The 18966-nt window shown below is 43.9% G+C and carries 6 protein-coding genes and 1 tRNA gene; 6 read left to right on the forward strand and 1 reads right to left on the reverse strand.

Translation table 11 applies throughout. The features are described from left to right. Positions 1–144 precede the first annotated feature (144 nt). Entirely contained in the window at positions 145–1317 is a 1173-nt protein-coding gene (locus tag OEX01_01085; protein ID MDH5447587.1) for a pyridoxal phosphate-dependent aminotransferase, read from the reverse strand. A 356-nt stretch (positions 1318–1673) separates the two neighbouring features. Here OEX01_01085 and OEX01_01090 point away from each other — a divergent pair, with 356 nt between their 5' ends. The 6 genes from OEX01_01090 (at position 1674) to OEX01_01115 (ending at position 18930) form a co-directional block, all read left to right on the forward strand. Next, positions 1674–2669, forward strand: a complete 996-nt coding sequence (locus OEX01_01090; GenBank protein MDH5447588.1) for a PPC domain-containing protein — start codon at positions 1674–1676, stop codon at positions 2667–2669. A 26-nt stretch (positions 2670–2695) separates the two neighbouring features. Continuing rightward, positions 2696–2965, forward strand: a complete 270-nt coding sequence (locus OEX01_01095) for a hypothetical protein (protein MDH5447589.1) — start codon at positions 2696–2698, stop codon at positions 2963–2965. 249 nt (positions 2966–3214) lie between these two features. Further along, positions 3215–3381, forward strand: a tRNA-Tyr gene (locus OEX01_01100). An 83-nt stretch (positions 3382–3464) separates the two neighbouring features. Next, positions 3465–4919 carry a PKD domain-containing protein gene (locus OEX01_01105; GenBank protein MDH5447590.1) on the forward strand — a complete coding sequence of 485 codons (1455 nt, stop codon included), beginning with the start codon at positions 3465–3467 and terminating at the stop codon, positions 4917–4919. Between the two features lie 476 nt (positions 4920–5395). Next, entirely contained in the window at positions 5396–11623 is a 6228-nt protein-coding gene (locus OEX01_01110) for a PKD domain-containing protein (GenBank protein MDH5447591.1), read from the forward strand. Then, positions 11572–18930, forward strand: a complete 7359-nt coding sequence (locus tag OEX01_01115; GenBank protein ID MDH5447592.1) for a PKD domain-containing protein — start codon at positions 11572–11574, stop codon at positions 18928–18930. The genes OEX01_01110 and OEX01_01115 overlap by 52 nt, the downstream gene beginning before the upstream one ends. Positions 18931–18966: the final 36 nt, after the last annotated feature.

Genomic DNA, 18966 nt, shown 5'->3' on the forward strand with positions numbered 1-18966 from the left:
CCATCTTTTCTAAAAAGGTCGTTGCGCCACTCTTTTTGGCAACGGGTTTTTCTTTTCTTGGTGCATGTAAAGGGAATATTACGAAGAAATCTTGTCATTCATGCTTGCATTTGTTAGTTACTAAATGAGAATTGAAAAAAAAGTTTAGAGAGTTTGAAGCGCTTCCCTTATTCGTGTTAAGGCTTTTTCTATGTTAGGAATAGAGTTAGCAAATGAGAATCGCATGTAGCCTTTGCCATAGTCGCCAAAAGCAGTGCCAGACAATGTAGCTACGCCTGCTTTGTTGAGCAGAAAATCCGGTAGTTTTTGGCTGTCCATGTTTACGCTTTTCACATTTGGAAAGACATAGAACGTGGCTTGGGGTCTCTTGCAAGCTATGCCCTCTATCTTGTTTAAGCCAGAAACTATGACTTCGCGTCTTTGTTTGAACTCTTCCACCATCCTTTTTGCTTCGTCTTGTGGCCCACGTAAAGCTTCGACACCTGCCATCTGCGAAAACGCACAAGTGCAAGAGTTAGAGTTTATCATGAGCTGCGTGATTTTTTCAGCTAAGTTTTTTCGCATAACTCCGTAACCCAGTCTCCACCCTGTCATAGCGTAGGTTTTCGAGAACCCGTCTATTATCACTGTTTTCTCTTTCATTCCGGGAAGCGAAGCAATGCTTCTGTGCTCACCTTCGTAAATCATCTGGCTGTACATTTCATCTGAAACTATGATTAAATCGTCTCTGCCTTTAACTTTGTCAGCGATAGCTTCTAAGTTTTCTTTTGTCAATACGCCACCTGTGGGGTTTTCCGGAAAGTTCAGAATAATCATTTTGGTTTTATCGGAGATTTTTTCTACAGTGTCTTCGGTGTCTATTGCAAAATCGTTTTCTTCTTTCAGCGGCATGGGCACTGGTTTCGCGCCGATGAACTTTATCAGAGACTCATAGATCGGGAACCCCGGGTTTGGATACATCACCTCGTCACCTACTTCGACGCAAGCTAGTATGCTGAAAAATATTATCGGCTTGGCGCCAGGTGTTACAACAACTTCTTCAGGGTTTACAGGAATGCGCCTTGTTTTTGAAATGTATTCCGCTATGGCTTCCCTAAGCTCAGGGATCCCCGCGGCAGGAACATAATGCGTGTACCCGGCGTTCATGGCTTTTGTTGCTGCATCTCTGATATTTTTAGGAGTGTCAAAATCTGGCTCGCCAATTTCTAGGTGAACTATTTCGCGACCTTGTTTTTCTAAGGCTTTAGCTTTTGCAAGCATCTCAAAAGCGGTTTCTGTGCCTAAATCTTGCATTCTTCTCGCAAATATTGATGACATGACTGTTCTCTCTCCAGAAACAACTACTAAAAGAAAACAAACTATATTATACTTTCCATACCGAAAACAAACCTCTAAGCGGTAGTTCTTCTGGAGTGGAAACCGTTTTCACCTTTTTTATGCGTTGCTCATTACGCAACTTCGAGCTTGTTCTTATATGAATCCCATAAAAGGGGGGACACTGGGGTGATCGCCTTTACACGTAGAGTTTGATACATTCGATGAAGAAGATGGAATAGATATGCATGTTAAAACCAATAATCTTATTAATGTTGGTTGTGTTACTATAATATTGTTTTATTGTTCTAAATTTAAGTGTGGAAATGAGTAAACTGAAATTAAGAGGGGAGATGTAGTTGCAGAGGGGTCGTCAGAAATGGGTATTAGGGGTATCTGTTCTGGCAGTGATTGTTCCTGTAAGCTTGGTTGTGCTTTCTTTGAACGGGTTTTTTTCGCATCAGCCGTTGGTTGAGGAAGTGGTTGCTGAAACAGTTGCGTGGGAAATTGAAAGGCCGTCGGAGCTGTTGAGTATTGATCAAGTTACTGAGAATATTTACGAGAATGAGGAAGCATTTTCTAACCTGACTGTTCATATTTATAATTACTGTGAGGAAGATTGGGAGTATGGCAGCTGCGATACTTTGGGTATGGGTGTTTCCGTGGATGCCAACGTCGAAGCTGGCTTTGTAGAAAATGTCAACGTGACTTTCTATGATGATATACAGCCGTCTAAGGTGTATTGGTTTGAACTTGAGGAAAGGGGTTGGTTTGACAATCTCTCTGTTGTGGACTATAGTCATTGCAGAGCTTCTGAGGAGCATGTGGAAGCTTCTGTATACATGAACGGAGTGAACCAGCCAAGACATACCCACTTCAAAGCTTCTTTAACCTGGAAGTTAAAAACTGCTAATAATGAGTCGCACCAGATAACGGTGTCTTCTGAAATCACGTATTATAACGGAACGGCTTACAGGAAGGTGGTGTTGCCTATATTCCTGCGAGTTATTGCTGATGCTGGTGGCAGCTTTGAAACTGCGAGAACAATTGGCTTTGGAAGCCACACAGCATTTATCCATATTATTGATGATCCTGAAGACTGGTATAGGATGTGGTTTGATGTTGGACAGACGGTTAGTATACAGCTTTCCATTCAAGAACCTAGTCAAGGGCTTTACCTAGATTTATACTTGTACAATCCTGATGGAACTCTAGTTGCAAACTCCTCTTCCAGAGAACCTAACAACATAGAGCAAATCACACACACAATTAACCAATCAGGCAACTGGTACATTCGAGTGCTAGATCCTTACGCAGGATATACCCTATATACCCTCTCAATAAAGGAGGAATAGTTATAAAGAAAATGTTAGCAGGCATTATGACGACAGTCGTATTATTGTCACTGACACTTCCCTTAGCTTATGCGTGGCAAATCGAGAGACCTTATCGTACTCAGATCATAAACGGTCTGGTTGAAAACAACAATACGGAAGATGCAGCCTCTGTTGGCTTGGGCGTTAACGTCAACCAATACAACGAAGGCCCGTTCAACTATGAAAATGACGATTTTATTGGCATGAACGTTACTATGACTGCAAATTCTAGGATGGATATCGAATATGAAGCGTGTTGGGAAGATCTACGGTGATTTGACGAAGAAAACTATATTGCTGATTATTACAATCAATCCTTTCTTCTTAACGCGCGCGTTTTTCTTCTTTCGTTTCGCTCATTTTTACGATAGAATTTTGTAAAGGCGAAAACTTGCTTGTGCGCTAGTTTTGGCACTGTGCGGTTTCAAATATCAACAAGAAGGATCTAGGCATTACACACAGTTCCTGCCTCACTTCAAACGAAACGCATAAATCATGTAAATTAGTTTCATTATCTCCTAGGTCGGGCGGTAGCTCAGCTTGGTAGAGCTTCCGAGTCTGCCAGCAAGCCTAGCAGACGGAGACGCTGTAGACGCCTACCAGCAAGGTGGGTATCACTCAGCCTATCAAGCGTACAGCCAATTTGGCAGAAACCGGAGTGTCGCAGGTTCAAATCCCGCCCGCCCGACCAAGAAATAACTGCAGGCGCATCTTTGACCCAAACATCATAGGAATCAACTTTATGAAACTGTCTGATGAAAGAGAAGAGTCGAGATGAACAAGAAAATCCTTTTAACAGTACTTGCGTCTGTACTCTTGTTATCATCGATACTTACTACGCAACTCGTAACAACCGTAATAGCATCAACTACATATCATGTTTACCCCAGTCAGTCAATTCAAGAAGCAATAAATTCAGCTCAGCCTGGAGATACAATATTTGTTCATTCAGGAACATACCGCGAGAACCTAATTGTAGACAGGTTTCTAACTCTTCTTGGAGAAAGCGAAGAGACCACCATCGTAGATGGAAGTGGAGAGAACCGAACAGTTATCGAGGTAACTGCCAATAACGTTTTCATTAGTGGGTTTACTGTACAAAACAGCTCACGCGCAGCAGGCACTTCATATGCAGGCATTAAGATTTCAGCACATGCATGTAACATTACTGGTAATCATGTAACAAGAAATAAGATCGGTATCTTTGTGACTTCGCAGAAAAGCAGAATCATGGAGAATGTTGTTACAAGAAATGGGCAGGGCATAGCACTATATGATTCCTCTGAAGTAATGGTTGAAGCAAACAACCTCTCCGCCAATACAGTGGGCATTTCATTAGCCTTTTCCTCTAACAACACAATTGTGGACAATAGAGCTGCGAACAGTTCCTATGGGGGACACGGCATTTACCTATCATCAAATTCCTTCAACAACACGGTTCTCAGTAACGATCTTATGAACAACTACCATGGTATATGGCTGTCAAGTTCGTCTAATAACTCAATTGTGGAAAACACCATAGCAAACAACGAACTACTGGGCATCGAACTGGCCAGTTCTCCCGACAATACCTTTTATCACAACAACTTTATCAACAATCCAAAGCATGTTGTTATTGATACCAAATCAATAAGCATTTGGGATAATGGCTATCCTTCTGGAGGAAACTACTGGTACAAGTACATCGATGTCGATGAGAAGAGTGGCCCTAATCAAGACCAACCCAGCAGCGACGGAATATGGGACAATCCATATCCTATAAATGAGAACAATCAAGACAGATATCCATCCGTGAAACCTTACGGTGAAATTCCCGATTTAATACTGGACAAAACAAAACCAACTGCAAATGCAGGTCCAGATAGAACGGCCAATGTAGGAACACCCATCGCCTTTAATGCAAGCAAATCCACCGACAATGTAGGCATTGTTAGTTATCTTTGGGACTTTGGTGATGGCACAAACGCCTCAGGCGCTGTCGTAACTCATGACTACGCTATCGATGGAACTTACACCGTGACTTTGACCGTCAAGGATGCGGCAGGAAACTCTAATACTGACCTAATAAACATAACAGTTGTTACAGTTAAATCACCTCCAGGCTGGATCATAGCAGTAGCTGTGGTGATAGGGACAGCTATCGTAGCCACGCTATTTTGGAAACATAGTATAGCAAAGACTACCAAAAAGAAAAAGTTGAAAAAGATGCGGTCTCGCAAGCATCGTTGATCCAAAAACACTTTTCATCAATGTTTAGAAAGTCCATATCTTCCCGAAGTTTTTGACTATTAATACCAGCCTTTTATGCCAATCTCATCGTCTTTTGTTACTATTGCCATTGGACTTCATTCACACATGCCTCAGGTAAGAAAGCGAGTGTCGGAAGACATGACATTTCCTAAATCTTAATATTCTTTGCATTGAAGTACACCTTAAACCGTTTTCCAACTCTAGAAACAGTAGGTTGACATGGACATTCTGGTAAATGTTGACATTCATAGGCATATAGAAGATAAATCCAAAACTCTTTTTACTTTGTATAAGAAGAGTTTTAGTGCTGAAAGGAGAAAGGAGATTCGTCTGAATGAAAAGAGTAGTGAGGATTTTCGAGAAGCAAATTTTCCGTCCGTATCAGCTGTTCGAAGCACGCCAGCACTGTCTCCGTCAAAACCCGTATCTTGTAAAAAGAAAGGAGGAGAAGCACCTTGCATAAGAGAACGCGCATTATGCTCTTTCTAACTGTGCTATTTTTCTTATTATGGATACCATTGTTGTTCCCTGCCTTGGCATCTCCAGATGCACAAGAATATGATTATGTCGATAACAACACAAGTAACGTAGACGGAGTCGCAGACCTAGGTACACACTCCAACTTTACAGCTCAACAATACGGTCCAGACTCGATTTATGACACAGTTACAGAAGAAAACACAGGTGGTGGGGGAGTTTCAATAGTTCTTGAATCATATTCAATTTATGAAAGCACTGTTGGAGCAACTTCCCATACTGTAGATAAACCGTCAGGTGTCGTTGAAGGCGATTTACTTATTGCTGTCATGAGCACCGATGGTTCAGGCGAAGACCATACTGCCCCCTTAGGTTGGACAACAATTTTTGAAGATTTCAACACTGGTAGTAGCACCTTCAGTGTATGGTATAAAATAGCAGCAACCGAACCAGACAGTTATACATTTACAATTGGGTCATCTGAGTCATGCATTCTCTCTATTTTAAGAATCTCTGGTCATGACCCAACCAATCCGATAAACGTGTATGGGAGTCCAGACTCAAATAACAACAACGCTCCTACATGCTCCTCAGTAACCACAACCGTGGATAACTGTCTCATTCTCCGCATTTTCGGCGCAGACGACGACGACGTAATAGAAGACTCTGGCTATCCATCTGGTCATACTGGTGTTTTTATTAGAGGGTCAGAAGAAGGATGGGGTGAAACAAGTGCGGGAGTAGCTTATACAAAACAAGCCACAGCAGGAGAAACTGGCATCGCTAGCTTCAGCCTAACCTCCAACGAGCAATGGGGTGCAGTTACAATAGCAATTAAACCAACAGCACAAGTAAACTATGAGTTTGATTTAGAAGTGCAGTGGACAAACGCTAATTACACACTGCCAAACGAGGAACTTTGCATATTCGGAGGAACGTTGGGGTCAGAAGACATTCAGGTAGACGTTTGGAACGGATCTACATGGCACAATCTTTTCATCGATCTGTCAAGTGGGTGGAACAACGTTTCGGTTACCGATTATCTAGTTAGCTCTACGTTCAGCATCAGGTTTATGGGAGGAACAGAAACAGGGGACACTTCTCAGGATAGTTGGGAAATAGACTGTACGTTACTACACACATGGGGAGTCCCACCAATAGCTAGTTTCTTCTATGCCCCCGATAACCCTTACACAGGCGAAACAATAACTTTCAATGCTTCGGGCAGCTATGACCCCGACGGCACTATTGTGAATTATCTTTGGAGCTTTGGAGATGGAACAAACGGTACAGACATGGTCACAACCCACACCTACGCTGACGACGGAACATACACAGTGATACTAACTGTAACTGATAACAACGAATTATCCAACACAACAGCTGCAAACGTCACAGTGCTCAATCGGTCTCCAATAGCAATCTTCACAGAGTCAGCTGAAAATGCATATATTGGTGAGCCGATCACACTCAACGCATCTGATAGTTACGATTTAGATGGCACTATTGCTAGCTACTATTGGGACTTTGGTGATGGCACAAACGCCACCGGCGTTGTCGTTAACCATGTTTATGCTACTAATGGAACTTACACCGTGACGCTAACCGTTACAGATGATGATGGCGCAATAAATTCAGCAAATTCAACAAAGACAATCCTTAAGAATGAGCAACCAGTAGCTTCGTTCTCAGAATCTGCTGAGACGGTTTATACGGATGAAACTATAATATTCAACGCGTCCAGTAGCTACGACCCAGATGGCATAATAGTTAGCTATTTCTGGGACTTCGGGGACGGAACTAACGGTACCGGTGTTACGGTTAACCATGTATACACAGACGATGGAAACTACACAGTCACACTAACAGTCACGGACAACCGAGGGGCAACTGATTCCACAAACGCCACGAAGACGATTTTAAACAGGTCGCCTCTTGCAGGCTTCACCGAGTCAGCCGAAACTGCTTATACAAGTGATGCGATTACCTTCAACGCTTCTTTAAGCTACGATCCTGACGGCTACATCGTTAGCTACTTCTGGGACTTCGGCGACGGCAGCAACGCAACAGAAGCTATTGTAGAACACGCTTATATCGAAAACGGAACCTACATTGTTACATTAACCGTTACTGATGATGACGGAGCAACTAACAGTGCCGCTTCAACCAAGACTGTTTGGAATAGACCTCCTATTGCTTTCTTCATAGAATCCACTGAAACTGCATACACCAACGAGATAATCATCTTCAACGCATCAGACAGCTATGATCCTGACGGCACTGTAGTTTCATATTTCTGGGATTTCGGAGACGGCACAAACGCTACAGGAGTTGTTGTTGACCATGCATACGCCGAGGATGGAAACTACACAGTAAGCCTACTCATAACAGATGACGATGAAGCAACAGCATCAACTAGCGCCACCAAAACTGTTTTGAACACCCCTCCTGTAGCTTCATTCACAGAATCCGCAGAGATTGTCTATACAAGCGAGACTATCGCCTTTAACGCTAGCAATAGTTACGATTCGGACGGAGCCATCGTTAGTTATTTCTGGGATTTTGGCGATGGAACTAATATCACAGGTGTTGTAGTTGGACATGCCTTTGTTGATAATGGAAACTACACCGTGACGCTAACCATAACCGACGATGATGGTGCTACTGGAACTGTTGCCGCAGTTAAGACTGTTTTGAATCGCCCTCCTATTGCCTCGTTCACCGAGTCTGTTGAAACTGTTGATACTGGCGAGTTTATCATGTTCAATGCGAGTGATAGTTATGATCCAGATGGCTCGATCGTTAGTTATTTCTGGGATTTTGGCGATGGAAACAATGCCACCGGCGTAATCGTGGAACATGCATACGCTGACGATGGAACCTATGTTGTAACCTTGACAGTTACCGACGACGACGGAACAACAGACACAACCACATCAATTAAGACCGCCTTGAATAGACTTCCTGTTACATCTTTTTCAGAGACTGCTGAAACGGTTTACACTGGTGAAACCATAACGTTCAACGCTTCTTCAAGCTATGACCCAGATGGAACTATTGTTAGTTACTTCTGGAGTTTCGGAGACGGAACCAACGCCACAGGCGAGATAGTAGAGCACGCATATGAAAACGATGGAAACTACACAGTAACCCTGACTGCTACTGATGACGACGGAGCAACAGATAGCACCACTTCAACTAAGACTGTCTTGAATAGACCACCAGTGGCTTTATTCACCGAATCTGCTGAGACGGTTTATGCTGGCGAGATCATCACGTTTAATGCTTCCAACAGTTATGATTCTGATGGTACTCTAGTTAGTTATTTCTGGGATTTTGGCGATGGAAAAAACGGAACTAGCAACGTCATAAATCATGTATACGCTGACGATGGAATCTACACAGTAACTTTAAAAGTCACCGATGATGATGGTGGCACAGATTCGAGTAGCGCTACTAAAACAGTTTTGAATAGACCTCCTATTGCAACCTTTACCGAATCAGCAGCAACGGTCTATAAAGGTGAAATAATCTACTTTAACGCCTCAGACAGTTATGACCCTGATGGATCTATAATTAGTTATTTCTGGGACTTCGGTGACGGCGCAAATGCCACTGGTGTAACTGTTGAGCATACTTATGCTAACGATGGGAGCTATACGGTAACTCTGACCGTAACAGACAATGATGGCGCCACTGACACTACCAGCGCAACCAAAACTATTTTGAATAGACTTCCCGTTGCCATCTTCACCGAATCCACAGAAACCGCCTATATTGGAGAGATTATAACATTCAACGCATCTGACAGCTATGACCCAGATGGCTACATTGTCACTTACTTTTGGGATTTCGGCGATGGAACCAACACTACCGGAATCATTGCAGACCACATCTATTCTACAAATGGAACCTACATTGTAACCTTAACTGTAAATGACGATGACGGAGCATCAGACTCGATAGCCTCTACAAAAACAATTCTGCGGAATGAACCCCCTGCTGCAATATACACTGAATCCGCAGAAACAGTATATACAGCCGAAATAATTTATTTTAACGCCTCTGATAGTTACGATTCTGATGGTTATATTGTTAGTTACTTTTGGGACTTCGGAGATACTGTTAATGCAACGGGCATAACTGTAAACCATGCCTACGTTGATGACGGTATCTATACAGTAACTTTGACAGTTACTGACAACAGAGGTGCAGCTTCATCAACCAACGCCACTAAGACCATTTTAAATAGAGCTGCAATAGCATTGTTCACAGAGTCTGCAGAAACTGTATACACTAGCGAAGCTATCACGTTTAATGCAACTGAAAGCTATGATCCAGACGGAACCATACTTGAATACTTCTGGGACTTCGGAGATGGAACAAATGGGACAGGCATAATTGTCGAACACTCCTATACTGATAATGGTAGCTACATGGTTACGTTGACGATAACAGATGATGATAGTGCAACCAGCACCGCCACAGCAACCAAGACTGTCTTGAATAGGCCCCCAGTCGCATCTTTCACAGAGTCTGCAGAAACTTTGTATACGGGAGAATTCATCACGTTTAACGCCAGTGAAAGCTATGATCCGGATGGATCTATAGCTAGTCACTTCTGGGATTTTGGCGACGGAACAAACGCTACAGGAGTTGTTGTTGACCATGCATACGCCGAGGATATTATTTATACAGTGACCCTGACTGTTACAGACGATGATGGAGCAACGGACTCTGCCTTCAGCACCAAGACTATATTAAACCGTTCTCCAGTGGCTTCTTTCATTGAATCCGCAGAAACAGTATACAACGGTGAAATCATAACATTTAATGCTTCCGTGAGCTATGATGCTGACGGCTACATCGTTAGCTACTTTTGGGATTTCGGGGACGGTACAAATGCTACAGGAGTCGTTGTGGAGCATGCCTATGTGGATCATGGGAATTACACGGTCACTCTAATCGTAACAGATGATGATGGCGCCTTTGCATCTGCAACTGCTACTAAGACTGTCTTGAATAGACCGCCAGTGGCATCTTTCACTGAGTCAGCAGAAACCGCCTATACTGGTGAAGTCGTTCTTTTTAATGCTTCAAACAGCTACGACCAAGATGGTATTATCGTTAGCTACTTCTGGGATTTTGGGAATGGCAACAATGTCACGGGTGTTGTTGTTGAATATGCTTATGCTGATGATGGGGATTACACGGTAACGCTGATCGTCACAGATGATGATGGAGCAACAGGAACCGCTACAGCAACCAAACATATTCTGAATAGATCACCTGTAGCATCCTTCACTGAATCGGCAGAAACAGTATACACCTACGAAGTAATCACATTCAATACATCAAGCAGCTATGATCCCGACGGCACTATTGTTAGTTGTTTTTGGGACTTCGGTGACGGAACAAACGCTACAGGAGTGGTAGTACAACATGCTTACGCAAATAATGGAAACTACACAGTAACTCTAATAGTTACTGATGATGATGGCACTACAGATTCAACATCGGCTATTAAAGCTGTCTTAAACCGACTACCAGTAGCTTCATTTACTGAATCCTCTGAAACTGCATACACCAATGAAATAATCTACTTTAATGCTTCTGATAGTTATGATTCTGATGGCACTATTGTTGGGTACTTCTGGGATTTTGGTGATGACACAAACGCTACAGGAACAGTGGTTGAGCATGCTTATGTGGAAGATAGCGTTTATACTGTCGTTCTTACTGTAACAGATGATGACGGAGCATCTTCATCAACATCATCCACTAAGACTGTCTTGAATAGACCGCCAGTGGCATCCTTCACCGAGTCAGCAGAAACAGTTTATACCCACGAGATAATTACTTTCAACGCCTCTGATAGCTACGATCCTGACGGCTACATCGTTGATTATTTCTGGGATTTAGGCGACGGCGCTAATGCCACAGGGATGGCCGTAAGCCATGCTTACACTGATGAAGGTGTTTATTCAGTTACTTTAACAGTTACTGACAGCGATGGAGCAACAGCGTTAGCAAATGCCACTAAGGCTGTCTTAAATAGGCCCCCAGTGGCTTTGTTCACAGAGTCAGCGGAAATTGTGCTTACAGGCGAAACTATACATTTAATGCATCAGGCAGTTATGATTCTGACGGCTACATCGTTGATTATTTCTGGGATTTCGGAGACGAAACAAACGCAACTGGTATGATAACGATGCGTTCTTACGTGGACGATGGAACGTACACAGTTACATTGACTGTTACAGACGACGACGGAGCGTCAATCTCAACATCGTCCACAAAAACGGTCTTAAACCGACCGCCTGTACCATCCTTCGACGAATCTGCTGAGACGGTTTATACTGGCGAGATAATTGCTTTCAACGCCTCTGATAGCTATGATCCTGATGGCTACATCGTTAGCTACTTCTGGGACTTTGGCGACGAAACCAACACTAGTGGCATTATAGTGGAACACGCATATGCCAATGATGGAATCTACACAGTAGTTCTAACCGTAACAGATGATGATGGAACAACAGATACTGCAACATCAACTAAAACGGTTTTGAACAGAGCGCCTGTGGCAAGTTTCGCGGAATCCGCAGAAACTGTGTACACTGGTGAGGTTATTACGTTAAATGCAAGCGGTAGCTACGACCCTGACGGATCAATCGTCAGCTACTTCTGGGACTTTGGCGACGGAACCAACGCAGCTGGCGTGATTGTGGACCACTCGTATGTAGATAACGGTACTTATACAGTCGCCGTGACGGTGACCGATGATGACGGAGTAACCGACACAACTATCTCAACCAAGACTGTGCTAAACATGCCTCCAGTGGCTTTATTCACCGAATCCGCAGAAACGGTCTATACAAGCGAAGTCATTGCGTTTAATGCTTCAAATAGCTATGACCTCGATGGCCTCATAGTCATCTATTTCTGGGACTTTGGAGATGGCACCAACGCTACAGGAACAGTGGTTGAGCATGCTTATGAGGAAGATGGCGTCTATACAGTTACTCTCTCGGTAACCGACAACGATGGAGCAATATCTTCAACATCAGCTATTAAAACTGTTTTGAACAAGCCCCCAGTGGCATCCTTCACCGAATCTGCAGAAACCGTGCTTACGGGCGAAATTATCACTTTTGACGCTTTTGATAGTTATGATCCTGACGGCACTATCGTACTCTATTTCTGGAATTTTGGCGACGGAACAAATACTACAGGCTTAACTATAGGTCATTCTTATGCAGATGATGGTAACTACACCATAATTCTAACAGTCACTGACAATGATGGAACAACTGCCATTGCTACAGCTATTAAGACTGTCTTGAATCGCTCCCCTGTCGCAATTTTCACACCGTCTGCAACAGCTGTATATACAAGTCAAATTATTCATTTTGACGGCTCAGGCAGTTATGATTCTGATGGTGTTATTGCTGAATATTTCTGGAATTTTGGTGATGGTGAAAATGCAACTGGAGTTGTTGTTGAACACACATATGCAGATGACGGAATTTACATTGTCACTTTAACCGTCACCGATGACGATGGAGCAATAGGAGTAGCTACTGCAACCATACAGGTCTTTAACAGAATCCCCATTGCATCCTTTACTGAGTCTGCCGAAACAGTCTACACTAGTGAAACCATAACGTTCAACGCTTCTTTAAGCTACGATCCTGATGGCTACATCGTTAGCTACTTCTGGGACTTTGGCGACGGAACCAACACTAGTGGCATTATAGTGGAACACGCATATGCCGATGATGGAATCTACACAGTAACTTTAACCATCACTGACAACGACGGAGCAACAGACACCACAACGGAGACTAAAACCGTCTTGAATAGGCCCCCAGTGGCATCCTTCACCGAATCTGCAGAAACAGTGCTTATCGATGAAGTCATCCGCTTTAACGCTTCCAACAGCTATGACCCCGACGGCACTATAGCATCCTACTTCTGGAACTTCGGAGATGGAACAAACGCCACAGGCGTTACCACCCAACATGCGTATTCAAGTAGCGGCGTTTACATAGTTACACTTACGGTTACGGATGTTGATGGTGCAATAGCTACCGCAACAGGAATTAAGACAGTGGAAGTAACGCCTCCTGTCGCATTATTCACCGAGTCTGCTGAAACAGTCCAAACAGAGGAGATTATTACTTTTAATGCTTCTGACAGCTATGACCCAGATGGGACTATTGTTAGTTACTTCTGGAACTTCGGAGATGTAACAAACGCTACGGGGGTTACTACCAGCCACTCTTATGCCGACAACGGAAACTACACAGTAACTTTAACCATCACCGACGACGACGGAGCAACAGCCACAGCTACTTCAACTAAGACTGTCTTGAATAGACCGCCAGTGGCTTTATTCACCGAATCTGCTGAAACAGTCCAAACAGGTGAGATCATATACTTCAATGCTTCTGGCAGCTACGATCCTGACGGCTACATCATTAGCTATTTCTGGGATTTTGGAGATAGTGCCAACGCTACAGGGGTAACAGTTGAGTATGCCTATGGTGAGAGTGGCACTTACATCGTAACCATGACTGTTACAGACGACGACGGAGCAAACAATATCGTGATGGCCACTAAGCATGTGGGAAACACTCCTCCAGTGGCGTCATTCACCGAGTCTGCGGAAATCGTGTATACGGGTGAAACTATCAGTTTTGATGCCAGTGATAGCAATGATCCCGACGGCACTATTGTTAGTTACTTCTGGGGCTTTGGAGATGGAACAAACGCTACGGGGGTTACTACCAGCCACTCTTATGCCGACAACGGAAACTACACAGTAACTTTAACCATCACCGACGACGACGGAGCAACAGCCACAGCCTCTGCAGTAAAGACTGTGCTAAACCGAGCTCCCATAGCCAAGTTCACCCAATCTGCAACGCTGGTGTATACAGGCACGCCGATCTATTTCAATGCCAGTGACAGCTACGACCGTGATGGTATTATTATTGAGTATTTCTGGAATTTTGGTGATGGTTCTAACGCTACTGGCATAGTGGTAGGTCATGCTTATACTAATGATGGGAATTATACTGTGACTTTAACGGTTACCGACGACGACGGAGCTATGGGTATGGCTAGCGGAACCACGAGAGTTTTGAATCGCGCTCCTATCGCAATATTCACCGAGTCCGTCGAAACCGTCTACACCAATGAAATAATTTACTTCAATGCTTCTGGCAGCTACGATCCTGACGGCTACATCATTAGCTATTTCTGGAATCTTGGCGATGGAACCAATGCTACTGGAATAACCATCGGACACATATACAGTGAAAATGGAAACTATACTGTTACATTAACGGTTACCGACAATGACGGTGCAACAGGCTCCACTGCCTCTACCAAAGTTGTGCTAAATCGTGCTCCTATCGCATCATTCACTGAGTCCGTCGAAACCATCTACACTGGTGAATCCATTACCTTTAACGCTTCGGACAGTTATGATGTCGACGGTACTGTTATCGAGTATTTCTGGGATTTCGGAGACGGCACAAACGCAACTGGTGTTGTGGTTAGCCATTCATACATTGATAATGGCAACTTCACAGTTACTTTGATAGTCACTGATGATGATGACGCTACCAACTCTGCCTCTGCTATCAAGACTGTTTTGAATCGTGCTCCTGTCGCACTATTCACCGAATCTGCTGAATCAGTCCACACAGAGGAGATTATTACTTTTAATGCTTCTGACAGCTATGACCCAGATGGGACTATTGTTAGTTACTTCTGGAACTTCGGAGATGGAACAAACGCCACAGGTATGATAGTTGGCCATGCACACACTGAAGATGGAAACTACACAGTGACATTAACGGTTACTGATGACGACGGTGCAGCTGACAACGCAACGTCGACCAAGACAGTGTTGAACAAGCCTCCAGTGGCATCGTTTACCGAGTCTTCCGAGACCGTTTACATTGGCCAGCCTATCATCTTTAACGCCAGTGACAGCTATGACCTAGATGGCACCATTATAAGTTACTTCTGGGACTTCGGCGACGGCACAAATGCTACAAGTATTGTCGTAGAACATACCTATTTCATAAACGGAACCTACACGGTTACTCTAACAGTCTCAGATGATGATGACGCTTCGGACGCAACTTCAGCCACCAAGACCATTCTTTGGAATGAACAACCTGTAGCTTTATTCACCGAATCTGCAGAAACCGTGTATACTGATGAGATCATCTATTTCAATGCCTCAGATAGCTATGACTCCGATGGCAACATAGCTAGTTACTTCTGGGATTTCGGAGACGGCAGCAATGCAACGGGTGTTGTTGCTGAACACGCTTATACCGAGGATGGAAACTACACGCTAACACTAACTGTCACAGATAATAAAGGAGCAACAAACACTGCCACTGCAACCAAAGCGGTGCTGAACAAGTCACCAGTCGCATCATTCACAGAATCGGCAGAAATAGTGTATACCAGCGAGGTTATAGATTTCAACGCTACGGATAGTTATGATCCAGATGGCTACATTGTAGAGTACTTCTGGGATTTTGGTGATGGCACAAACGCCACCGGCCTTACTATAAGCCATTCCTACAAAGATAACGGAACGTATATAGTGATCCTAACTGTTACCGACGATGACGACGCTTATAACTCGACGACTGCCACTAAGACAGCTTTGAATAGCCCCCCTGTTGCAGCCTTCTCTGAATCTGCAGAAACCACTTACACTAGTCAGCCTATCACATTCAACGCTAGTAACAGTTACGACCCGGATGGCTACATTGCCAGTTATTTCTGGGATTTCGGAGACGGCACAAACGCAACTGGAATAGTTGCCGAACACGCCTATTCTACAAGCGGAAACTTTACAGTAATGTTAAACGTAACAGATAATGAGGGTAATTTTGGTGTATCTACCGCAACCAAGACTATTCTTTGGAACGAGCCCCCTGTTGCATTATTCACAGAATCCGCAGAAACCTTCTATCAAGGCGAAACCATCATCTTTAACGCCAGTGACAGCTATGACCTAGATGGCACAATTGTAAGTTACTTCTGGGACTTCGGAGATGGCAGTAATGCAACGGATATGATTGTTGAACATATCTATTTAGATCATGGAAACTACACCGTAATGCTCATTGTTACGGATGACATAGGGGCAACAAATACTGCCAATGCAACTAAAACGGTTCTAAACAAGATTCCTGTCGTGACGTTTACAGAGTCTACTGAAGCTGTTTATACTGATGAAGTTATTACTTTTAATGCTTCGGCTAGTTATGACCCCGATGGCTTCATTGTCAGTTACTTCTGGGACTTCGGAGATGGAATGAACGCTGTTGGAGTTATAGTTGAACACGCATATGCTGAAGACGGATCCTATACGGTCACCTTAACCATGACTGACGATGATGGAGCAACAAACTCGGCAAGTGCTACTAAAACAGTTTTAAACAGATCTCCAGTGGCGATTTTCTCAATGTCGACTGAAACTGTTTATACTGGTGAAACCATCACATTTAATGCCTCAGATAGCTACGATCCTGACGGCTTCATCGTCATTTACTTCTGGGATTTCGGAGATGGTGACACTGCATCTGGTTTGATCGTAAATCATGCCTATTCAGATAATGGACGCTACGTTGTGGCTTTAACTGTAACGGATAATGACGCGGCAAAGGACACTGCAACGGCGACCTTTTTAGTTAGGAACCGGTCTCCAATAGCTAGTTTCGTTGAATCTGCAGAAACCACTTTTGTTGGCATACCCATTGAGTTTGACGCTTCAAGTAGTTATGACTCTGATGGCTATGTTGTTAGTTATTTCTGGGATTTCGGAGATGGTGCCAACGCTACTGGAATAGTTGCCGAACACGCCTATTCTGTTAACGGAACTTTCACGGTCACGTTGACTGTAACAGACGATAGTGGAGCATTAAATTCCGCACAAGCTGTCAAAACAATCTTGGAAAACGACCTACCGATCGCATCTTTTACAGAGTCGGCGGAGACAGTTTATGCGAGCGAACCTATCGTCTTTGACGCTTCAAGTAGTTATGACCCTGACGGATCAATCGTCAGCTACTTCTGGGACTTCGGAGATGGGACTGGTGCTACAGACATCATCACAAGTCATTCATATGTGGACAATGGAAATTATACAGTGACTTTGATGGTCTTGGACGACAGGGGAGCAAGTGGTTTCACAACAACTGTTAAGAGTGTTTTGAATAGACCGCCTATTGCATCGTTTACTGAGTCAGCGGAGACTGTATATGCTGGTGAGTCAATTAGTTTTGACGCTTCAAGTAGTTATGACCCTGACGGATCAATCGTCAGCTACTTCTGGGACTTCGGAGATGAATTTACTACCTCTGGTGTCATTGTGAACCACGTCTATTCCACTAACGGAACCTTCATTGTTACCTTAACGGTAGTGGACGATGATGGAGCCTCTGGTCTAACACAGGCAACTAAGAATCTCCTTCCAGGGGGGATGCATGATGTAGCTGTGATCAATGTTACTCCTGCTGCTTCCGACGTTTACAAGGGTCGAATTCTCAACACCACGGTCACCGCCCTCAACCAAGGAACAGTGCCTGAAACCTTTAACGTCACCCTATACTACTCAGAAATCCGCGGTTGGCACTTAGTTGAGACAGATGGGCGTCTCGTGTGGTATTCCGATGTTGACGCCTCTGCAAACTTCCTTTTGCTAACTTCAGTCAACATACCTAGCGGTAATTCTGTGTTAGCTTTTGACACGAAATATGACATCGAATTCCTTTGGGATTTTGGCTTCGTTCAAGTATCTAGGGACGAAGGCATAACATGGGTCTCCTTAGAAAATGCATATACAACATACGACCACGAGTCTAGTGCCGACCAAGACATAATCACAAACCTTCCAGGGCTCACTGGAACAAGTCCAAACTGGCCGGAATGGATGACAATGACGTTCAACCTAACAGACTACGCCGGAGAAACAGTATTGTTAGGATTCCGCTACATGACTGACGCGGCAACCCTTGGAGAGGGTTGGTACATCGACAACATCAGAGTTAATGGCGATACCATCTCAGATCAAGATTTCGAACAATCCAACCCGCTGCCCACTAATGCCATTCAAACACTAACCGTCACCAATCTAGCTCCTGACGGTCAAACGACTTTAATCTTCAGCTGGAACACAACGGGTATACTCAGCGGAAAATATGCCTTAAGCGCAACAGCTGACGCCGTCGCAGGCGAAGTAGACACATCTGATAACACTTATGTTAATAGTATAGTTGAAGTGAAGAGAAATCCTGATGTCAACGGAGATGGACTTGTAGACATTTACGATGTCGTCGCTGTTACTGGGATCTACGGTTGTCGGGAAGGAGAGGCTGGCTGGAACCCGAAAGCCGATGTGGTGCAAGATGGAGTAATCAACATCTATGATGTTGTTGCAGTTACAGGCCATTACGGCGAAACTATCCAATATTAGACTCAATTCTGAGCGAATTCTATCCACCAATTCGCT

Source organism: Candidatus Bathyarchaeota archaeon (assembly GCA_029882535.1).
GTDB lineage: Archaea > Thermoproteota > Bathyarchaeia > Bathyarchaeales > SOJC01 > JAOUKM01.